The organism is Haloglomus salinum, assembly GCF_024298825.1.
In the GTDB taxonomy this organism is placed as follows: domain Archaea; phylum Halobacteriota; class Halobacteria; order Halobacteriales; family Haloarculaceae; genus Haloglomus; species Haloglomus salinum.
Genome location: NZ_CP101153.1, coordinates 2,904,044 through 2,921,917 on the forward strand (window position 1 = coordinate 2,904,044; position 17,874 = coordinate 2,921,917).

Annotated in this window: 24 protein-coding genes; 9 read left to right on the forward strand and 15 right to left on the reverse strand. The window is 67.6% G+C overall.

Annotated elements, in window-relative coordinates; translation table 11 throughout:
* Nucleotides 1–32 precede the first annotated feature (32 nt).
* Entirely contained in the window at nt 33–1,379 is a 1,347-nt protein-coding gene (locus NL115_RS13980) for an FAD-dependent oxidoreductase (protein ID WP_254829964.1), read from the forward strand.
* Between the two features lie 106 nt (nt 1,380–1,485).
* On the opposite strand, the gene NL115_RS13985 is transcribed toward NL115_RS13980, so the two are convergent.
* The 3 genes from NL115_RS13985 to NL115_RS13995 all read right to left on the reverse strand — a co-directional run bounded on the left by NL115_RS13985 (nt 1,486) and on the right by NL115_RS13995 (nt 2,714).
* Nucleotides 1,486–1,884, reverse strand: a complete 399-nt coding sequence (locus tag NL115_RS13985) for a helix-turn-helix domain-containing protein (RefSeq protein WP_254821533.1) — start codon at nt 1,882–1,884, stop codon at nt 1,486–1,488.
* 117 nt (nt 1,885–2,001) lie between these two features.
* Nucleotides 2,002–2,403 carry a helix-turn-helix domain-containing protein gene (locus NL115_RS13990; RefSeq protein WP_254829965.1) on the reverse strand — a complete coding sequence of 134 codons (402 nt, stop codon included), beginning with the start codon at nt 2,401–2,403 and terminating at the stop codon, nt 2,002–2,004.
* Nucleotides 2,404–2,507: 104 nt separating this feature from the next.
* Nucleotides 2,508–2,714, reverse strand: coding sequence for a hypothetical protein (locus NL115_RS13995; RefSeq protein ID WP_254829966.1), 207 nt, complete (start codon nt 2,712–2,714; stop codon nt 2,508–2,510).
* Between the two features lie 262 nt (nt 2,715–2,976).
* Here NL115_RS13995 and NL115_RS14000 point away from each other — a divergent pair, with 262 nt between their 5' ends.
* The 3 genes from NL115_RS14000 (at nt 2,977) to NL115_RS14010 (ending at nt 4,875) form a co-directional block, all read left to right on the forward strand.
* A complete protein-coding gene (locus NL115_RS14000; protein ID WP_254821536.1) occupies nt 2,977–3,126 on the forward strand; it encodes a DUF7512 family protein in 150 nt (49 codons plus the stop codon).
* Nucleotides 3,127–3,128: 2 nt separating this feature from the next.
* Nucleotides 3,129–4,163: a sulfite exporter TauE/SafE family protein gene (locus NL115_RS14005; RefSeq protein ID WP_254829967.1), complete on the forward strand. Its 1,035-nt coding sequence runs from the start codon at nt 3,129–3,131 to the stop codon at nt 4,161–4,163.
* Between the two features lie 175 nt (nt 4,164–4,338).
* On the forward strand, nt 4,339–4,875 hold the full coding sequence (locus NL115_RS14010) for a DUF1684 domain-containing protein (protein WP_254829968.1): 537 nt from the start codon (nt 4,339–4,341) through the stop codon (nt 4,873–4,875).
* A gap of 10 nt (nt 4,876–4,885) precedes the next feature.
* Here NL115_RS14010 and NL115_RS14015 read toward each other — a convergent pair whose 3' ends face one another.
* From NL115_RS14015 to NL115_RS14060, 10 genes are all read right to left on the reverse strand, one after another.
* The gene (locus tag NL115_RS14015) at nt 4,886–5,305 is read right to left on the reverse strand and encodes a universal stress protein (RefSeq protein ID WP_254829969.1); all 420 of its coding nucleotides are present in this window, start codon (nt 5,303–5,305) and stop codon (nt 4,886–4,888) included.
* An 80-nt stretch (nt 5,306–5,385) separates the two neighbouring features.
* Nucleotides 5,386–6,495 carry a pyridoxal-phosphate-dependent aminotransferase family protein gene (locus NL115_RS14020; RefSeq protein ID WP_254829970.1) on the reverse strand — a complete coding sequence of 370 codons (1,110 nt, stop codon included), beginning with the start codon at nt 6,493–6,495 and terminating at the stop codon, nt 5,386–5,388.
* A gap of 93 nt (nt 6,496–6,588) precedes the next feature.
* A complete protein-coding gene (locus NL115_RS14025) occupies nt 6,589–7,440 on the reverse strand; it encodes a universal stress protein (protein WP_254829971.1) in 852 nt (283 codons plus the stop codon).
* Between the two features lie 91 nt (nt 7,441–7,531).
* Entirely contained in the window at nt 7,532–8,272 is a 741-nt protein-coding gene (locus NL115_RS14030; protein WP_254829972.1) for a helical membrane plugin domain-containing protein, read from the reverse strand.
* A 2-nt stretch (nt 8,273–8,274) separates the two neighbouring features.
* Nucleotides 8,275–9,420, reverse strand: a complete 1,146-nt coding sequence (locus tag NL115_RS14035) for an NAD(P)/FAD-dependent oxidoreductase (RefSeq protein WP_254829973.1) — start codon at nt 9,418–9,420, stop codon at nt 8,275–8,277.
* Nucleotides 9,417–9,653, reverse strand: a complete 237-nt coding sequence (locus tag NL115_RS14040; RefSeq protein WP_254821544.1) for a sulfurtransferase TusA family protein — start codon at nt 9,651–9,653, stop codon at nt 9,417–9,419. The genes NL115_RS14035 and NL115_RS14040 overlap by 4 nt, the downstream gene beginning before the upstream one ends.
* Before the next feature lie 77 nt (nt 9,654–9,730).
* Nucleotides 9,731–10,981 (reverse strand): M20 family metallopeptidase, encoded by a 1,251-nt coding sequence (locus tag NL115_RS14045; RefSeq protein WP_254829974.1) that lies wholly within the window; start codon nt 10,979–10,981, stop codon nt 9,731–9,733.
* A gap of 79 nt (nt 10,982–11,060) precedes the next feature.
* Complete coding sequence (locus NL115_RS14050) at nt 11,061–11,531, reverse strand: YeeE/YedE family protein (RefSeq protein ID WP_254829975.1); 471 nt, start codon at nt 11,529–11,531, stop codon at nt 11,061–11,063.
* Nucleotides 11,528–12,010, reverse strand: a complete 483-nt coding sequence (locus NL115_RS14055) for a YeeE/YedE family protein (RefSeq protein WP_254829976.1) — start codon at nt 12,008–12,010, stop codon at nt 11,528–11,530. Before NL115_RS14055 ends, NL115_RS14050 begins: the two co-directional genes overlap by 4 nt.
* Before the next feature lie 10 nt (nt 12,011–12,020).
* On the reverse strand, nt 12,021–13,220 hold the full coding sequence (locus NL115_RS14060; protein ID WP_254829977.1) for an MBL fold metallo-hydrolase: 1,200 nt from the start codon (nt 13,218–13,220) through the stop codon (nt 12,021–12,023).
* 296 nt (nt 13,221–13,516) lie between these two features.
* Between NL115_RS14060 and NL115_RS14065 the strand changes: the two genes are divergently transcribed.
* The 3 genes from NL115_RS14065 to NL115_RS14075 all read left to right on the forward strand — a co-directional run bounded on the left by NL115_RS14065 (nt 13,517) and on the right by NL115_RS14075 (nt 14,945).
* Nucleotides 13,517–13,771: a sulfurtransferase TusA family protein gene (locus NL115_RS14065; RefSeq protein WP_254829978.1), complete on the forward strand. Its 255-nt coding sequence runs from the start codon at nt 13,517–13,519 to the stop codon at nt 13,769–13,771.
* 2 nt (nt 13,772–13,773) lie between these two features.
* Nucleotides 13,774–14,358: a DsrE/DsrF/DrsH-like family protein gene (locus NL115_RS14070; protein ID WP_254829979.1), complete on the forward strand. Its 585-nt coding sequence runs from the start codon at nt 13,774–13,776 to the stop codon at nt 14,356–14,358.
* Nucleotides 14,359–14,534: 176 nt separating this feature from the next.
* Complete coding sequence (locus tag NL115_RS14075) at nt 14,535–14,945, forward strand: universal stress protein (RefSeq protein ID WP_254829980.1); 411 nt, start codon at nt 14,535–14,537, stop codon at nt 14,943–14,945.
* A gap of 29 nt (nt 14,946–14,974) precedes the next feature.
* Here the strand turns inward: NL115_RS14075 and NL115_RS14080 are convergent, their stop codons facing one another.
* Entirely contained in the window at nt 14,975–15,421 is a 447-nt protein-coding gene (locus NL115_RS14080; protein ID WP_254829981.1) for a universal stress protein, read from the reverse strand.
* Nucleotides 15,422–15,636: 215 nt separating this feature from the next.
* Between NL115_RS14080 and NL115_RS14085 the strand changes: the two genes are divergently transcribed.
* On the forward strand, nt 15,637–16,224 hold the full coding sequence (locus NL115_RS14085; protein ID WP_254829982.1) for a plastocyanin/azurin family copper-binding protein: 588 nt from the start codon (nt 15,637–15,639) through the stop codon (nt 16,222–16,224).
* Between the two features lie 43 nt (nt 16,225–16,267).
* Here NL115_RS14085 and NL115_RS14090 read toward each other — a convergent pair whose 3' ends face one another.
* Nucleotides 16,268–16,417, reverse strand: coding sequence for a DUF7557 family protein (locus tag NL115_RS14090; protein ID WP_254829983.1), 150 nt, complete (start codon nt 16,415–16,417; stop codon nt 16,268–16,270).
* 291 nt (nt 16,418–16,708) lie between these two features.
* Between NL115_RS14090 and NL115_RS14095 the strand changes: the two genes are divergently transcribed.
* Entirely contained in the window at nt 16,709–17,863 is a 1,155-nt protein-coding gene (locus tag NL115_RS14095; RefSeq protein WP_254829984.1) for a hypothetical protein, read from the forward strand.
* Nucleotides 17,864–17,874 lie beyond the last annotated feature (11 nt).

Here is a 17,874-nt window from a genome sequence, read left to right on the forward strand (position 1 = left end):
TTCATTACCGACCTCCGTGCTTCCCTCCGACCATGACAGAGACGTTCGTCGTCATCGGCGGTGACGCGGCAGGAATGAGCGCGGCGAGCAAGGCCAAGCGCGAGAACCCGGACCTCGACATCGTCGTCTTCGAGAAGGGCGAGTGGGTGTCGTACGCGGCCTGCGGGATGCCGTACTACGTGAAGGGCGAGATCGACGAACTCGAGGACCTCGTGCAGGTGACCGCCGAGGAGTTCCGCGAGGAGCGCGACATCGACCTGCGGACGGGCCACGAGGTGGTCGGCATCGACCCCGAGGCCCGGACCGTCCGGGTCGAGGGCGACGGCGAGGCGTTCGACCAGCCGTACGACCAGCTCCTCATCGCGACCGGCGCGCACGCCGTGAAGCCGCCGTTCGACGGCATCGACCTCGACGGCGTGTTCACCATCCACGACATGGACCACGCCGACGCCATCCAGGACTACGTCACGGAGGAGAACCCGCAGACCGCCGCCATCGTCGGCGGAGGGTACGTCGGCATCGAGATGGCCGAGGCGCTCGACGAGCGGGGCCTCGAGGTCCACATGTACGAGATGCTGCCACACGTCCTCCAGCCGTTCGGGGAGTCCGTGGCGACCGTCGTCGAGGACCACCTCCGCGAGCAGGGCATCCACCTCCACCTCGACACGGCCGTCCAGGGGTTCACCGGTGACGGCGCCGTCGACGGCGTAGCGCTGGAGGCGGAGACGGTTCCAGCCGACATCGTGGTCGTCGGCGTCGGCGTGGCACCGAACACGGCACTCGCAGAGGACGCCGGTATCGAGGTCGGCGAGACGGGCGCCATCGCCACGGACGCCTACGGGCGGACGAACTTCGACCGCATCTACGCCGCCGGCGACTGCGCGGAGGCGCACAACGTGGTCACCGACGCACCCGACCACGTGCCGCTCGCACTGACCGCGAACCGGGCCGGGCGAGCCATCGGCCAGAGCGTAACGGGCACACCGACCGAGGTCGGCGGGATGGCGGGGACGGCTATCGTCAAGGCGTTCGACATCGGCGCGGCCCGGACGGGCCTGACCGACGAGGAGCAGGCCCGCGACGCGGGCTTCGACCCCGTCTCCGTCGAAATCCAGGCCTCCTCGCGGGCACACTACTACCCTGGTGCGGAGGAACTGACCGTGATGCTCATGGCCGACCGGCCCAGCGGGCAGGTCCTCGGGGCCAGCATCGTGGGCCGTGAGGGTGTCAAGCGCATCGACACCGTCGCCACCGCACTCCACGGTGGGATGACCGTCGAGGACGTCGAGAACCTCGACCTGGCGTACGCACCGCCGTTCAGCCCGGTCTGGGACCCCGTCGCGACCGCGGCGCGGGTGCTGAGCGGGAAGGTCGAATAACCCGCAAGAAGATTATATGTTCGGGATATAAGATATTAATATCGGGTCTTATCTGGATAATTTCGAGTTTGGCTCCATAAATCGACAGCCAGCAACGTTCAACGCGTCAGCTCGGGAGTTCGACGCTGCCGGTACCTTCGTACTTGTCCTCGAACTCGCGGATGAGCTGGCCCATCTTCGCGTACCAGTCGTTGAGCATCCGCTGCATGTCGGCGGACATCTGCTGGGCGTCGGTGGGGTAGTAGACGTGGTAGTACCCACCGTGGTCGTAGTTGATCTGCTCCTTCTGGACGAAGCCGGCCTTCAGGAGCCGCTGGACCGCACGGTAGGCCGTCGAGTGTTCGCGGTCGACCACGTCGGCGAGTTCGTCGACCGTCATCGCCTCCTCCGCGTCGACGAGGGCCTGGAAGCAGTCCTTGTCGAGCTGCTTGAGCCCGTGGAAGCACTCCAGCAGCCCCTCACACTCCATGTCCTGCTGGAGTTGCTCTGACATCGGGTCTGGCATCAGTATCGGAGAACAGTTGGAGTTGTGCGGTTAAAATGTTTGCGCGATTTTTGCACAAGCAACAAGACACCTGGGACGGTCCCGAGCCGAGGCCGAGAGGAAGTCGCGCGGATACCGTTACTGCTCGATAGGGGGCTCCGGTTCCGCTCCCTCGTACTTGTCCTCGAACTCGCGGATGAGCTGGCCCATCTTCGCGTACCAGTCGTTGAGCAGCCGCTGCATCTCCCCGGCCATCTCCGACCCGCCAGCGGGCCGGTAGACGTGACAGTATCCACCCTGGTCGTAGTTGATCTGCTCCTTCCGGATGAGACCAGCATCGAGGAGGCGCTGGATCGACCGATAGGCGGTCGAGCGCTCGCGCTCGACGGCCGCGGCGATCTCGTCGACCGTGAGCGCCTCGTCGGCGTCGGTCAGGACGCCGAACACCTCGCGGTCCAGTCCTTTCAGGCCGTGGAAACACTCCAGCAGCCCCTCGCACTCCATGTCCTGCTGGAGGTAGTCCGTCATGGCGTCGGGCATTCGTGTTCGAGACGAGGGGTTCGAGCAGCATAAAATTGTGGATGATGCCCAATACATTGGGGTTCGGGTGGCGCGTGCGAGTCACGAGCGCGACGACGCTCGGGCTAGTCCTCGGCGTAGCACAGCGTCCGGCGACACTCCGGACAGACGTAGGGAACGGGCGTGAGTATCTCGTCCGCGCGCAGGCTCCCGAGGAAGCCCTCGGAGGACGAGGCCGAGACGATGGCGAGCTCACCCGCCAGGTCGGTCCCCTGTAGCTCCATCCGTTCGAGCGACACCTCGCAGTCGGGGCACGTCTTCTCGACAGCCATGTGTGGTGATGGGAATCTCCCGAGATATATTTTGCCGACTCCGGGCAGGAGCAGCGCGCGCGAGAACTCACCGGAGACATCCACTCGGTACTCTCAGACGCCGTTCTCGGGCCGTAGTTATCCATAAGTTATGTCCAACCATGCGTAGCCTATCCCGACCTTGTATTGTGTGCTGCACCCAAAACCGTTAAGTCCGGACATCGGTTATCCTCGCCTGCGCAGATTCCCATGGAATACACAAGACTGTACGAGGTGTGCAACGATGTTCGGTATTGAGAACTTGACGGGGCCGACGGGGGCCGCCATCCTCATCGGGGCGGTACTCCTCGAGGCACTCGTGTTGTACGTCGGGTACGGTGCACTGGAGAGCGTGCTCGGCCCGACCATCGCCAAGATACTCCGGGGTGAGTGAACATGGAGGTGTTCGGCATCGCCGCGAGTCTGCTCGCGATGTTCGCGAGCTTCGGCGTCCTGATCGGCCTCCTGTTCGGGTTCTTCGGGATGGGCGGGTCCTTCCTCGTCACCCCGGCACTGCTGGTGATGGGGTACAAGCCGGACGTGGCGGTCGCCTCCGGCCTCGCGTTCGTCTTCGGTACCTCCGTCATCGCGACCCTGAAACACCGTGACCTCGGGCAGGTCGACTACAAGCTCGGCGTCCTGATGATCGCCGGCACGACCGCGGGCATCGAGGTCGGACGGATCGGATTGCACAGGCTCCAGGATATCGGATTGGCCGATACCTTCGTCAGCGTCGCGTACGTCGCGTTGCTGGGTGGCATCGGCCTCTTCGTCACCTACACCGCGATGAAGGGTGACGGCGGTGGTGGCGTCAGCCACGACGAGGTCGACGGGGAGATCGACCCCGACGACATCCCCGACATCGCGAAGAAGATCCAGTCCTACCGCATCCCGCCGATGATGAAGCTCAAGGGCGGCATCAGGGTGTCGCTCTGGATGATCCTCGGCGTGGCCTTCGCCACGGGGCTGCTGTCGGGGCTGCTCGGCGTCGGCGGCGGATTCATCCGCATGCCCGCGCTGTTCTACCTCATCGGCGTCCCGGTCCCGGTCGCGGTCGGGACGGACCTGTTCGAGATCGTCTTCTCGGGCGGTATCGGCAGCTTCCTGTACGCCATGGACGGCGCGGTCGACCTGGCCATCGTCGTCCCGCTGCTGGCGGGGAGCGCCCTCGGCGCCCGGCTCGGCGCCGCGGCCACGAGCCTCGTCGACGAGGACGACATCAAGGTCTACTTCGGCATCATGCTGCTGCTCGGTGCCATCGCGGTCGCCGTCCGGAAGATCGGCGGCGTCATCGAGATGCCCGTCCTCGACACAGTGGCCCTGGTCATCATCATCGGTGCGGCACTGCTCGTCAGCGGCGCGGTGGTCGTCAGCTCCATCCGCGAGATGCGGACCGCCGAGAGCTCGGCCACGGCACAGACCGCGGACTGAAGCCGGCCTCCAACGGGGAGGCACTCCGACCGCTCCGTTTTCCACCCCGGCGTCCGGGGCTTCTTCCAGCCCGTGACCTGCAGGAGTCCGTGGCGGTGAGACAGCGAGACGGCAACGGCCCCAGTATTGTAGAATCTGCAAAAGACTTGTTCCGGTGGAGCCCCTACGCTCCCACATGAGCACCGACTGGAAGCAGCAGCTACAGACCCAGCGCCAGCGGAAGGAGGAGTACTTCGCGGAGAGCGAGCACTCACCGCTCGCCCCGCACGAACGGGCCGACTTCGACGGCCTCTCGCACTACCCGCCCGACGAGGACTACCGGTTCCGGGTCCCGCTCCACGAGCACGAGGAGAAAGAGCGGGTCACGGTCGCCACCAGCACCGACGGCGAGCAGGAGTACCTCCGCTGGGGGGAGTTCCGCGTCGAGATCGACGGCGAGGCGGTCGTCGTCCAGGCCTACAAGAGCGACCCCGACGAGGACCGGCTCTGGGTCCCGTTCCGCGACGCGACGAGCGGCGACGAGACCTACGGCGCCGGCCGGTACATCGACCTCGAGGCGGACGAACACCGCTCGCCGGACGGGTGGCTGCTGGACTTCAACCAGGCGTACAACCCGACGTGTGCCTACTCCGACCGGTACGAGTGCCCGCTGCCGCCGGGCGAGAACTGGCTGGAGGTGCCCATCGAGGCCGGCGAGAAGGCGTACCACTGAGTAGCCGCCCCTAGCGGGCGACGATGACGGGGACGGGGGACCGGCGGAACACCTTCTGTGCGACGTTCCCGACGAGCAGACGGTCGGCCATCGACCCGCCGTGGCTTCCGATGACGACCGCGTCGAAGTCCTCGACCCGGTTCAGAATCGCTCGAGTCGGGTCACCCAGCTGGACCTCGGTGGTTATCTCGACGTCGTGGTCGGCAGCTAGTTCCCTGGCGCGGTCGAACACCGTCTCCGCGCGCGCTTCGGCGGCCTCCTCGACGTTCTCCTCGAGCGCGAGCCCCGTCGCTGCCCCCCACATCGACGACGGTTCCCCGACGACGTGCAGGACGGCGATGTCGGCGTCCGGATGGTTCTCGAGGGCGTACTCGAGCGCTCGCTGCGCCATCTCCGAGTCGTCCATCGGCACCAGAATTCGAGAGAGCATGGAACGACTACAGCCGGGACCGTGATAAAGCAGGGTCCGCACGGGCCAGCCTCTGGGAGTTCCAGGCCCCGTCGGGCCGGCTACAGCCCGGCGACGTCCTCGATGGCGTCGGTGAGCGCCTTGATGCTCTCGACGTCGTGTTCGCCCATGTGACCGATGCGGAACGTCTGCTCGCCGATGTCGCCGTAGCCGTTCGAGAAGACCATGTCGTACTCCTCGCTGACATGGTCGATGGTCGCGGCCACGTCGATGCCCTGCGTGTTCTCGACGCAGGTGACGGTCTGTGACTCGTACCCCTCCTCGGGGAAGAGGCCGAAGTGCTCGCGGGCCCAGTCGCGCGTGTACTCGGCCATCTCCTGGTGGCGCTGGTCGCGGGCGTCGTGGCCCTCGTCGAGCATGTGCTTCATCTGCTTTCGGTAGGCCAGCATCAGCGGGATGGCGGGCGTCGAGTGGGTCTGCCCCTTCCGGTCGTAGTAGTCCAGGCAGCGCTGGAAGCCCCCGTACCACGAGGCCGAGTCCTTCTCGAGTTCGCGCTCGCGGGCGGCCTCGCTGACGGTGCAGACCGCGAGGCCGGGCGGCATGGCGAACGCCTTCTGCGTCGACGTGAAGATGCAGTCGATGTTGTGTTCCTCCACGTCGACGAAGTCGCCACCGAGACAGGAGATGGCGTCGACGACGAAGTAGGTGTCCGGGTAGTCACCGAGGAGGTCACCGACCTCCTCGACGGGATTGCGGACGCCCGTAGAGGTCTCGTTCATCACCATCCCGACGGCGTCGTAGCCCTCGTCGCTTTCCTCCAGCGCGTCGCGCACGTCCTCGGGCTTGACCGCCGTGCCCCAGTCGTACTCGATGCGGTCGACCGTCTTGCCGAGGCGCTCGGCGACGTTGGCCTGGCGCTCGCTGAAGCTCCCCGAGGTCGGGACCAGCATCCGGTCCTCGACGAGGTTCATCGTCGTCGCCTCCCAGAACTCCGTGCCCGACGCCGTCAGGACGATGACGTCGTTCGTGGTGCCGAGGAACTCCTTCGTGTCCTCGACGATGGTCGTGTAGAGGTCCGTCATCCGGTCCATCCGGTGGCCGAACATCGGTTCGCACATCGCCTCGATGACGTCGTCGCGGACCTCGGTCGGGCCGGGGAGATACAGCGTCTTGTCGGGGTAATCGCCCGTGTACTCGCTCTTCTTGGTCACGTGAACCACCTGATACCCGACTCCACTCGGGGGGAGGGCAAGGGAGTTGTGATAGCCGTCCGCTCCCCGACAGGTCGTCGCCCCGAGCGCTGTTCAGCGCACGGCGACCGGCGGGACCAGCAGGACGTTGGAGTTCGCCCGTGCCGTCACGCGTTCGGAGGTGCTACCCAGGAGGAGCCGGCGGAGGCGGCTCCGGCCGCGCGAACCCATGAGGATACTCGTCGGGTCCACCTCGGCCTCGGCCGCGAGAATCTCCTCGCTGGCCTCGCCCGCCCGGACCATCGTCCGCGTCTCGATGCCCATCCCCTCGAGCCGGTCTGCCAGCTCGGCGAGGCGCTCCTCGGCGTCCTCGACCACCTCCGGCTCCGAGCGGCGCTCCGGCGGGGTCACGTGGACCAGCGTCGCCTCCTGCGTGGCGCGCTTCAGGTTCCGGAACTGCTCGAACGCGCGCTCGGCGTTCTCGGAGAAGTCCGTCGCGTACAGTACGCGCTGGAACAGGTGTTCGTTGGCGACCTCGTGGCCGTCCTCGTCCGACTCGACGATGCGCTGGACCAGCAGCGGCCGGACGGCGGTCCGGGCGACGTTCCGGGCGGTCCCGCCGATGAACCGCTCGCGGAGCGGGCTCTTCCCGCGCGACCCCACGATGATGAGGTCGGCGTTCACCTGCTCGGCCAGCCCGTTGATGCGCCGGTGGGGCGTCCCTCGGACGACGTGGGTCTCCACGTCGAACCCCTCGGTCTCTAGCAGTTCGCGCTGGCGGTCGAGCCCCTCCCGGGCCCGCTTCCCGAAGTCGCTCCCCGGCATCCCGGTCGTCACGTTCGGGCTGGTGACGGTGACGAGGTGGACCTCGGTGATCCCGTATCGCTCCAGGCACTCGAGACAGATACGGGAGCTCATTGCGGCCTCGATGGCGTCGGACAGGTCGGTGGCGTACACGGCGCGCATACGTGTAACGTGGCGGTGCGCGTTCATAGTATTGTTGGTAATTCCCAATACATACAAATCTATTGTGGCGTCGAGACGGTTCCGCCCGGGGTCAGACTCCCTCCCCGGGGTCGCCGGCACCCGAGCCGATGGCCTTCGCGAGGGCGACGACGTAGCCCATCCCCTGCTTCACCTCGTCGTCGCGGAGCGACTTCACGAGCGAGAGCGTGCTGGTCGACTCCGGCTCGGTCCGCTCGGCGGACCCGACCGCCGACAGGAGCCGGGCGAGGCCGTCCCGGGTGTCCGGTTCGGCGGCGGTGTCGGCCAGTTCACCGAGGCTGGACCCGGTGCCGGCGAGCGAGACGACCATCTCGTCGGTCATCGCGTCGGTCGCGAGCGAGAGGACGTCCGCCAGCTCGGCCAGCTCGTCGAGCGCCCCGCTCCGCTGGAGCTCGACCAGCGTCTCCATCGCGTCGGCCAGCTCGTCCCCGTTCGCACCGACGCCCTCGGCGAGCCGCACCGTCTCCTCGGTAGCGAGGCCGTCGGCGGACTCGGCCAGCGTCGAGCCCGTGTCGGCCAGTTCGACGACCATCTCGTCGGTCATCGCCTCCTCGCCGAGCGCCATCACGTCCAGCAGCTCGTTGACCGCGTCGAGCCGGTCGACGAACTCGGCGACGGCCTCCGGGTTCTCCTCGATAGCCGCCTCGAGGTGTTCGCGACCCGTCGGCTCCTCCGCTCCTTCCGGCGCCTCCTCGGCCGCTTCCTCTGCCGCCCCGCTCTCGACTGGCTCGGACGCCTCGGCCGCCTCGCCGGAGCCGTCCGTCTCTGTCCGGGGCGTCTCGTCGTCGGCCATGGTCAGAGCAGCCCCCGTGCGGTCAGCCAGTAGGACTCGTTGTACGCGAGCTTCGCCCAGTGGAGCTTCTTCGACGGCGTGGCCGGCGACGGCGGGTTCTCGTAGTCGAACTCGACGTACGAGGCCGCGTCCATCCCGGTCTCGACGAAGCAGAGCGTCTTGCCGTCGTAGGTTTCCGTCGCCGGACGGTCCCGCAACTCGCTGGCGATGCGCTGGGCCACCACGCCGGCCTGGTAGTGCGCGACGCTGCCGGCCTTCGGGACGCCCGCGTCGGCGGTGTCACCGAGCGCGTAGACGTTGTCCGCATGCTCGGCCTCCAGGGTCTCGCTGTCGACCTCGACCCACCCGCGGTCGCCCAGGCCGGCGTCCTCGACGAGGTCGATGCCGCGGTGGGGCGGGATGGCGACGAGCAGGTCGTAGTCGAGTTCCCCGCCCTCCATCGAGGTCATCACGCCGTTCTCGGCGTCGATCTCCTCGGCGTTGAAGAACGTCTCGACGTTGATACCGCGGTCCTCCATCAGCGGCTCGGCCCACTCCGCGATGTGGGGGTTGCCGTGGACCCGCTGGATGGGATAGGTGTACGTGATGTCGATGTCATCACGGAGCCCGCGCTTGCGGAACCAGTCGTCCGCCATGAAGACGAACTCCAGCGGCGCCGCGGGGCACATGTGTGGCGACCCGATGACGCTCAGGACGAGGTGGCCCTCGGTGAACGAGAGCAGTTCGTCCTGCAGCGCCAGCGCGCCCTCCTCGGTGTAGTAGTTGTGCCCGCCCCCGGCGAGGCCGGGAATCTCGTCGGGCGCCAGGGTCGACCCCGTGGCGAGCACCAGTTTGTCGTACCGGCCGGGCCCGCCACCGTCGCGGTAGGTCAGGCGCTGGGCGTCCGTGTCGATGTCCGTGACGCGGTCGACGACGACGTCGACGCGGCTGTCGACGAGGTCGCGGAGCGGCCGCCGGCCGTCCGACGGCTCGCGCTTGCCGAACGGGACGTACAGCCAGACGGGTTTGTAGACGTGGTCCTCGCTGTCGTTGACGAGCGTGACGCGCACGTCGCCCGCGTCGATCTCTGCCTCGAACCGGTCGGCGAGGTCGTTGGCGAGGACGGACCCACCCGTCCCGCCGCCGACGATGACGACCTCCCGTGTCATGCTTTCCTCACGAGGATACGGTAGTAGTCGTCCTCCTCTTCCGTCGCGACGACCTCGTTCCCGGATTCGTCGGCCCACTCCGGCACGTCGACCAGCGACTGGTCGTTGTCGCTCAGCAGTGCGACCACGCTGCCGGAGTCGACCTCGCGGATGGCGCCGACGAGGTCCATCAGGGGGCCGGGGCAGGCCGCCCCGCGCGCATCGACCGTCTTCTCCGCCTGTGTCTCGCTCATGGTTCTGGTCTCAACTCGGGCCCCACCGGATATAATATTGCGTGGTGTTTCCAAGATAGTGGGGAGGAGGGTACCGTTCAGTCGACCGCGTCGGCGTCGGCCGCTGGCAGGCGGGTGTAGACCTCGGCGGTCCCGGCGAGCGCGTCGACGGTGGTGTACTCGTCGACGGCGTGGACGGTGTCGGTCCCGAGCGCGAACTCGACGGTCGGGATGCCGGCGTTGCGGAACTTCTTGGCGTCGCCGCCGCCGGTGGCACTCCGGCGGTAGACGCGCTCGTCGGTCACGTCCGCGGCGAGCGAGGCGACCGCCTCGACCAGCGGGCTGTCCGGCGGCTCGTAGGTGCCGACCGACCAGCTCGTGTCCGCGACGGTCACGTGCGGGTAGTCGTCCAGGCAGTCACGGATATCGGCCAGCACCGCGGGCGTCTCGACGCCGGCGGCAAGCCGGATGTCGAGTTCGGCGGTCGCCGACGGCGGGACCGTGTTGATGCTCTCGCCGCCCTCGATGGTGCCGAGGTTGACGGTCGGATGCTCGAACAGCGTCCGGGCCGTCTCGGCGCCCATCGTCGGCTCGTAGTAGGCCACCGATTCCTCGACGATGGTGTCCATCGCGGCCGGCAGGTCGAGGTCGCGGGCCGGGAGGCGGCTCCGGATGGCCGTAATCGCGGCCCAGAGCCGGTCGATGGCGTTCCCCCCGAGCATCGGCCGGGAGCCGTGGGCGGCCTCGCCGCTCGCCCGGAGCGTGAGCCAGATGCTCCCGCGGTCGGCGACGGTCACGGAGTGGTTCCCGCCGGCACAGGTCGTCTCGCCGATGACACAGGCGTCGGCGTCGACGGCACCACGTTCCAGCAGTGCGCCGACCCCGGCGCCCCCACCGGTCTCCTCGTCGCTCACGAACGCGAACGCGAGGTCGACGGGTGGTGTCGTGTCCGTTTCGACGAACGCTTCTGCGGCGTGGAGCATGGCCGCGAACGGCCCCTTCATGTCGGTCGCGCCGCGCCCGTAGAGCCGGTCGCCGTCGCGCTCGCCGAGCGGGTCGTGGGTCCACTCGTCGGCGTCGAACGGGACCGTGTCGAGGTGGCCGTTGAACAGTAGCGTCCGGTCGCGCTCGCCGGGGATGGTGGCGAGCAGGTTCGGCTTCGCCGGGTCAACCGTGACGCGCTCGGTCGCGAGGCCGAGGTCGTCCAGGAACGATTCGACGAGGGCAGCGAGTTCGCGGGTGTCGCCCGGCGGGTTCCGGGAATCGACCCCGAGCAGGTCATCCGCGATGTCGACGACGCGCTCGCCGGAGAGGTACGCGGTCGCCGCCGTCGGTGCGGTGGGGGCCATGGTCGACGGTTGGAACTGGAGGTCCGTCGGTGTGAGGGGTGATTCCCGGTCGGTGCGGGTGACGAGAAATCGAGGGGCGTCAGTCGTCGCTCGGTGTGGGGCTGGCCGAATCGTCGGCGCGGTGGCTGCGCCAGACCCCCTGCACGTACGCGCCGAGGAACATCCCGGCGATGGCGTAGAGGATGGGCCAGTTACCCACCCCGAGGCTGGCGTAGGCCGCGCCGGGACAGATACCGGCGAGGCCCCAGCCGACGCCGAAGATGCTCCCACCGACGAGGACCCGCCGGTCGAACGACTTCAGCCGGCGCTTGTAGGAGCGCCCGGTGAGGGGCGCCCCGTCGCGCAAGTGCGGGACCAGCCAGAACGCGAGGCCGGCGACCACCGAGCCGCCGCCCATCACGAACAGCAGGCCGAGGTCCTCGAAGGTGAGGAAGTTCAGCACGACCTCCGGGCGGGCCATCTGGCTGAAGCCGAGGCCGAAGCCGAAGATGAGCCCACCGACCAGGATGACCGGCAGGAACAGCGGATGCCGGCCTGTGTTCGCGCTCATGGTGTCACCCCCAGCGCGGCGACGATGTTGGCGGTCACGATAGCGACGAGCATGAACGTCGCCACGCCGACGATGGACGTCCGGGAGACCGAGCCGACGCCACAGATGCCGTGGCCGGAGGTACAGCCCTTCCCGACGCGGGTGCCGACGCCGACGAGCGTCCCGCCGACGAACAGCCGCCACGGGGCGACCTCGGTCGTCCACGCGCCGCCCTGGAAGAGGACGGCGTAGACGGCCGCCCCGAGGACGATGCCGACGGTGAAGACGACACGCCAGTCACGCGAGGCGCGGTACTGCTGGAACCGGTCCCGGTCGGAGACGTACGACAGGGTCGACTCCAGGAACGTACTCGCGCCGGCGGGAATCCCGGTCCCGTAGTAGATGACGGCCGTCCCGAGTCCGACGAGCAGGCCGCCGATGGCGTAGTGACTGACGCCGTTGGGGAAGAACGCCTCCAGCCCGAGTAGTCCACTGAGCATCTATCTCGCCTCAGTCACTGGTGAGCGCATCCTGGCTGGCTGCGCAGTTGTTCGGGCCGAGCTCGAGGGTGAACGCCTCCTCGTCGTCGGCCTCCTGCTGTCCCAGGTTCGTCGCGATGATGTCCTCGTAGTTGGCCGGGCGGGGTGGCATGTCCGCCAGGACCAGATCGACGAAGTCGTCCTCGTCCATCGACAGCGCGTCCATCCGGTCGACGAGGTCGCCAATGGGAGCCGTGTAGGTGCCGTCCTCGGCGGGCTCGGCGGCGTCACTGAAGTGGGCGCCGCCGACCAGCACGTCGTCGTCCAGGGTGAGGACGCGCTCCTGCAGGCTCTCGTAGAGCATCCGGGCCGCGTCGGGCGCGCCGTCGTCGCCCTCCTCGAGGTCCGGCCGGGCGACGCTCTCGATGAAGAGGCCGTCACCCGTCGCGAGCACGCTGTCGTCGACGAGGTAGCTCGTCATCCCGGTCGTGTGCCCGGGCGTGAAGACGGTCTCGATGGTCGCGTCGCCGACATCGAACTCGTCGCCGTCCTCCGCGAGGGTCACCTGGTCGGTGTAGGTGACGCCACGGTCGGCGGCGGCCTCGGGGACGACCCCCTCGACGCCCTCGTCGGCGAGGGCGCGCACGCCGGAGATGTGGTCGGCGTGGATGTGGGTGTCGATGGCGTACGTCAGCTCGACGCCGAGTTCCTCGGCGTCCTCGAGATAGCGGTCCGTGAACGCGCGCAGTGGGTCGATGACGGCGGCCTCGTCACTGTCGTAGACCATGTAGCCGAGGCACCCGCTGGAGGGGCGCTGGTACTGGACGACCGTGCCGGCGCCGTCGTAGTCGGTGACCTCCTCGGCCTCGTAGATGGAGGCCCAGCCGTTCATCCCGTCCTCGAGGTGGTCGACGTCGTAGCCGCGCACCTGCAGTTCGGCGGCGACGTACTCGCTGGAGCCACCCTTCGCGCAGAGGACGGTCATGTGCTCGTCCTCGGGCAGCTGCTCGAGGACCTCCTCGTCGATCTCCTCGTCGAGGAACTCGAAGTACGGGACGTTGATGGCCTCGACGTTCTCTCCCTCGATGGCCCACTCCTCGAACTCGCTCGACATCCGGGTATCCAGGAGGGTGACCTCCTCCCCATCGTCGATACGGGCCTTGAGCTGCTCGGGACTGGTCGATTCGACGGTCACGTCGGGCATCTCGACGCCCAACTCGTCCGGGTTCATGTGTGCATTCCCTCGTACTGGAGTGACCGACTTAAGATTTTGCATAGTATTTCCAATCTACCGCAATACTAATCGCGAACTGAAGCGCGGCCGGTCGCCGGTTTCCCGCTCTCGATATGCAGGTAACTCGCCATAGGTCCGGCAGAGCGCCCAGATATCGAGAAATAGCCCGCACGGGAGTTGTTTCGGGCGTGCGAGCGCGTTGCGATAGTTGTGTCCGTTTTGGGCAATAATCGACATACTTATGAGGGGCAAGACAATATTGTGCGATAGTCCCAATAGAGGACATCCGAATCATGAGCACGGAAACACCTACCGAGACGCTCGACGTGAAGGGACAGAACTGCCCGATGCCGGTCGTCAAGACCAAGGGAGCCTTCGACGGGCTCACCCCCGGCGGGACGCTGGAGGTGGTCGCGACCGACTCCGGGAGCATGAGCGACATCGCGGGCTGGGCCGACTCCACCGACGATGCGGAACTCGTCGACCAGGAGGAGGACACCGAGGACGGCGAGGCCGTCTACAAGCACTACATCCGCAAGACCGAGTGACGATGAGCACGGACACCCAGCCCACCCCCGACGGTGCCCCATCCGCCGAGGAGTTCGAGGCACTCCAGTCCCGCATCGACGAACTGGAGGACGAACTCGCGGCCGTCCGCACCGACGTGGACGACGACACCCAGAAGATGGTCATCATCGCGACGAAGGGGACCCTCGACATGGCCTACCCGCCGCTCATCCTCGCGAGCACGGCGGCGGCCTTCGGCTACGACGTGACGGTCTTCCACACCTTCTGGGGGCTCGAGATCCTCCACGAGGAGAAGGCCGACGACCTCAAGCTCAGCTCCGTCGGCAACCCCAACATGCCCGTCCCCAACGTGGTCGGCGCGCTGCCGGGGATGGACCGGGTCACGACCCGGATGATGGAGAAGCAGATTGCGGACAACGAGGTCGCGACCGTCCGGGAACTCATCGAGACCTCCATCGACCAGGGCGTGGAGTTCCAGGCCTGCCAGATGACCATCGACCTGATGGGCTACGACGAGGACGACTTCTTCGACGAGGTCGAGACCGGCGTCGGCGCCGCGAGCGCCTTCCAGGAGATGGTCGAGGCCGACATCCAGCTGCTGGTCTGAGCGCACTCGTCCCGCAACCCCGGCGGCCACCTGCCGGCCGCCACCCCTTCTCCCGCTGCCTGCCACTCCCCGGTTCCGGACCCGGTTCGTGGGTGCGGTCCCGTGCCAGACGGCCCCGCTCCCGGAATCCCGGAACCGACCCCCCGATTCTTCACCCCCGACGTGGAGCCTCGGCCATGGTCGTACTCGTCCCCATCGACGGTTCGGACCCGGCGCGGGCGGCGCTCGAACTCGCCCTCTCGGAGTCTCCCGACGAGCTGCTGGTGTTGCACGTCGTCGACCCGCCACGCGCGCTCGCTGCCCACGGTCACCGGGGGCTCGACGACGCGATGGACGCCGCACAGGACGCCGCCGAGCGCATCCTGGAGGCGGCGACGGCGCTCGCCGAGTCGCGTGGCGTCACCGTCGAGACGGAGGTCGCGTTCGGCGACCCCGCACGGACCATCCTCGAGTACGCGGCGCTGGACGAGGTCGACCGCGTCGTCGTCGGGAGCCGCGGCCGGACCGGGGTCCAGCGCGTCCTGCTCGGTAGCGTCGCCGAAAGGGTCGTCCGCCGGTCGCCCGTCCCGGTCACCGTCGCGCGGTGACGGCTCTGGGCGTCACGGGGGGCGCACGCTCACCGGACGAGCGTCACCGGCACAGAGGCACGCCGGGCGACGGTGTCGGCGACACTGCCGAAGAACGGCCTGTCTGCCCCCTCGCGGCCGTGGGCGCCCAGCACGATGTGGTCCACGTCCTCCTCCTCGGCGTAGCTCAGCACCACCCTGTCGACGTCACCGATGTCGGAGTCGGTCGTCACCTCGCGGCCGTAGTCCTCGGCGAGGTCGCGCGCCGCGCCGAGGATGGTCTCGGTCACCCGTTCGGTGGCCTCGTACCACTCCGCCGTGCCCATCATGTGCTCGTAGGTCGGCTCGAACCCCTGATGCTCGCCGTAGGTCGGCTCGAACAGGTCGACCACGTGCAGGACGGTGATGTCGGCGTCCGGGAACTCTCGCAGGGCGTGCCGGAGCGCCTGGCGCGCCAGCGGTGACCCGTCGGTGGGGACCAGAACGTGTCGCGTCATCGGTCCGTTCCCGCCCCGGCTCTGGGTCCGAGTGGCGGCAGGGGAATGCTGTCGAACATGTGCTCGCCCGACTGTGGGGTCCGGAGCGGATTAGAGGCGGCGACCGTTCCCCGCTGTTGAGAACCGCTCCGAGGGGTAGGCTTGAACCTTTCCCCAGATACCAACTGGAAGGAACTGCAGAAGTCGTCATACCCCTGAGGCGCCTATTTACATGTATGTCCGCAGAGCCAGTCGCCGTCTCGCGTCGAACCTTCCTCCGAACGGCAGCCGGTGCCGGTGCGCTCGCCGGCGCGACTGGCGCCGCCACCGCACAGGACGGCACCACCCACACGGTCGATATGACCGATGGGCTCGTGTTCGACCCGGACGAGATAACCATCGAACCCGGCGACACCGTCGTCTGGGAGAACGTCGGCTCCATCGGGCACAGCGTCACCGCGTACGAGGACGACATCCCCGAGGAGGCCGAGTACTTCGCGAGCGGCGGGTTCGACAGCGAGCAGGCCGCGCGCGACGCCTACCCCGATGGGGAGGTCGGCGGCGGCGGCACCTACGAGCACACCTTCGAAGTCGAGGGTACCTACGAGTACTTCTGCATCCCCCACGAGGGCGCCGGGATGCTCGGCACGGTCAACGTCGGCACCGGCGGCAGCACGCCCACCAGTGGCGGCGGTGGCCTCGTCCCGCAGGTGCCGGACAGCGCACGGTCGCTCGTCGTCGGCACGCTGGTGGCCGGCCTCTCGGTGCTGGGGCTGGCATACTTCTTCATGCGCTACGGCGGCGACTACGGGACCGAGGAGTGAACTGTCCGACCGCTGTTGCCCGGCCAGCGATATCGGTGCGGAGTTACTCCGAGTAGCCCTCCCGCAGGAAGGACCCCTCCGTCTCGTACACCGAGACGAGTTCCTCGACGAACTCCTCCATCGTCTCGTCTTCCTCCAGATGCCGCTCCATCCGCTCTTTCAGTTCGTCGCTTATCTCGAGTGTGTAGGTCATGGTACTGGCGCTGTTCCACGCCACGTCGGACGACGTGGGCCACAGTGAAATACGTTGCCGGGGCGATGGGCCCGCTGCGATTTCGACGACACCAGCATCGACGGGTGAGTCCGGACTACTCGGAGATGTTTTTCTTCAATCCGCCATACAACCCACATGAAATAGAATCTAATTGGGCGTATCGCAAATAAATCTGTATCCTTCCACAGAGAGGCAGTATCTCGCATACATCTGTCCCATCCGCTGAGAATCACCCCGCCAGTCTACACCAGCTGGTGACGTACCACCAGCATGAATCGCGCCATCGTAAGCATCGTCGCACTGCTGGTCCTACTCGCCGGCTGTTCCTCACTGACCGGTGGCCCGGCAGAGACGCCAACGCCGACCCCGACCGACACACCCACCCCGACCGACGCACCGACGCCCACCCAGACGCCGACTGACACACCCACGGCCACCCCGACGCCCACGCCGGGGGGCGCCGAGGAGCTCGCCCCGGGCGTCACCAGTGAGCGGATCGAGAACCCGGTCGCGCTCATCGACGCTCATCAGCGCGGCCTCCTGGCCGACGGGTTCGTCGTGAACCAGACCCTGACCAGCACCTACAACGGGACGGTCAGCAACCGACTGAACCTGACCCTGACCGCCGGCCCCGGTGGTGAGGTCGCGTACATGAACGGGTCTTCCTCCGGGTTCGACTTCGAGGGCGACGAGAGCGTCATCGTCAACAGCGTCTGGGTGAACACGACCCACCAGTACAACCGCCACATCGAGAGCGGGTCGACGACCTACGACCTGCAGAAGCGGCTCTACCCGGCGGAGTACTTCGTCTGGTTCGGCAGCCTCCAGCGCGACATCCAGCTCGCCGGAACCGACCACGAGGTGACGAGCGTCGAGAGCGGTGACGGGCTCGACTACATCACGCTGACGGCGACCATCGACCGCGTCGGCAACGACGGCGTGACCGACACCGTCTCCACGCTCGTCGTGGACGAGAACGGCATCATCCGGAGCGCCGACGTCCGCGTGGACTACGGCGAGGGCCAGACCTACCACACCACCTACGAGGTGGTCCAGCTCGGCGCCGCCGCTCCCGAGCGAGCGGCGTGGGTCGACGCTGTCCCGCCGAGCGCATCGCTCCAGCTCGAACTCGACGTGTTCGGGTTCAACGAGTCCAGCATCGAACTGGTCCACCTGTACGGGGACGCCGTCCCCGAGGGCGCCATCGTGACGGTCATCTCCAACGGCACGCTGTACGAGACGACACTCGAGGAACCGTTCGGCGACGACCGGCGCTACCTCTGGGTCGCGACCGATGGCACGCTTCGGGCCACCGCCGAGCCGCCGGCCACCGACGCGACGCAGGCACTCGGCCGGGAGGTCACCGTCGAGGTCCACGCCCCGGACGGCGGGGAGCTGTTCACGACGAGTATCGGGCGGCGATAATCGACCCTGCT

What these genes read in the sequence shown, in the direction of transcription:
- NL115_RS14005 (WP_254829967.1), top strand. Translation starts at nt 3,129, where the DNA reads ATGGAGGTGTTCGGCATCGCCGCGAGTCTGCTCGCGATGTTCGCGAGC.
- NL115_RS13995 (WP_254829966.1), bottom strand. Translation starts at nt 2,714, where the DNA reads ATGGCTGTCGAGAAGACGTGCCCCGACTGCGAGGTGTCGCTCGAACGG.
- NL115_RS13980 (WP_254829964.1), top strand. Translation starts at nt 33, where the DNA reads ATGACAGAGACGTTCGTCGTCATCGGCGGTGACGCGGCAGGAATGAGC.
- NL115_RS14000 (WP_254821536.1), top strand. Translation starts at nt 2,977, where the DNA reads ATGTTCGGTATTGAGAACTTGACGGGGCCGACGGGGGCCGCCATCCTC.
- NL115_RS14090 (WP_254829983.1), bottom strand. Translation starts at nt 16,417, where the DNA reads ATGACCTACACACTCGAGATAAGCGACGAACTGAAAGAGCGGATGGAG.
- NL115_RS14085 (WP_254829982.1), top strand. Translation starts at nt 15,637, where the DNA reads ATGTCCGCAGAGCCAGTCGCCGTCTCGCGTCGAACCTTCCTCCGAACG.
- NL115_RS14010 (WP_254829968.1), top strand. Translation starts at nt 4,339, where the DNA reads ATGAGCACCGACTGGAAGCAGCAGCTACAGACCCAGCGCCAGCGGAAG.
- NL115_RS14080 (WP_254829981.1), bottom strand. Translation starts at nt 15,421, where the DNA reads ATGACGCGACACGTTCTGGTCCCCACCGACGGGTCACCGCTGGCGCGC.
- NL115_RS14075 (WP_254829980.1), top strand. Translation starts at nt 14,535, where the DNA reads ATGGTCGTACTCGTCCCCATCGACGGTTCGGACCCGGCGCGGGCGGCG.
- NL115_RS14035 (WP_254829973.1), bottom strand. Translation starts at nt 9,420, where the DNA reads ATGACACGGGAGGTCGTCATCGTCGGCGGCGGGACGGGTGGGTCCGTC.
- NL115_RS14030 (WP_254829972.1), bottom strand. Translation starts at nt 8,272, where the DNA reads ATGGCCGACGACGAGACGCCCCGGACAGAGACGGACGGCTCCGGCGAG.
- NL115_RS14050 (WP_254829975.1), bottom strand. Translation starts at nt 11,531, where the DNA reads ATGAGCGCGAACACAGGCCGGCATCCGCTGTTCCTGCCGGTCATCCTG.
- NL115_RS14070 (WP_254829979.1), top strand. Translation starts at nt 13,774, where the DNA reads ATGAGCACGGACACCCAGCCCACCCCCGACGGTGCCCCATCCGCCGAG.
- NL115_RS13985 (WP_254821533.1), bottom strand. Translation starts at nt 1,884, where the DNA reads ATGCCAGACCCGATGTCAGAGCAACTCCAGCAGGACATGGAGTGTGAG.
- NL115_RS14065 (WP_254829978.1), top strand. Translation starts at nt 13,517, where the DNA reads ATGAGCACGGAAACACCTACCGAGACGCTCGACGTGAAGGGACAGAAC.
- NL115_RS14015 (WP_254829969.1), bottom strand. Translation starts at nt 5,305, where the DNA reads ATGCTCTCTCGAATTCTGGTGCCGATGGACGACTCGGAGATGGCGCAG.
- NL115_RS14055 (WP_254829976.1), bottom strand. Translation starts at nt 12,010, where the DNA reads ATGCTCAGTGGACTACTCGGGCTGGAGGCGTTCTTCCCCAACGGCGTC.
- NL115_RS14095 (WP_254829984.1), top strand. Translation starts at nt 16,709, where the DNA reads ATGAATCGCGCCATCGTAAGCATCGTCGCACTGCTGGTCCTACTCGCC.
- NL115_RS14025 (WP_254829971.1), bottom strand. Translation starts at nt 7,440, where the DNA reads ATGCGCGCCGTGTACGCCACCGACCTGTCCGACGCCATCGAGGCCGCA.
- NL115_RS14045 (WP_254829974.1), bottom strand. Translation starts at nt 10,981, where the DNA reads ATGGCCCCCACCGCACCGACGGCGGCGACCGCGTACCTCTCCGGCGAG.
- NL115_RS14060 (WP_254829977.1), bottom strand. Translation starts at nt 13,220, where the DNA reads ATGAACCCGGACGAGTTGGGCGTCGAGATGCCCGACGTGACCGTCGAA.
- NL115_RS14040 (WP_254821544.1), bottom strand. Translation starts at nt 9,653, where the DNA reads ATGAGCGAGACACAGGCGGAGAAGACGGTCGATGCGCGCGGGGCGGCC.
- NL115_RS13990 (WP_254829965.1), bottom strand. Translation starts at nt 2,403, where the DNA reads ATGCCCGACGCCATGACGGACTACCTCCAGCAGGACATGGAGTGCGAG.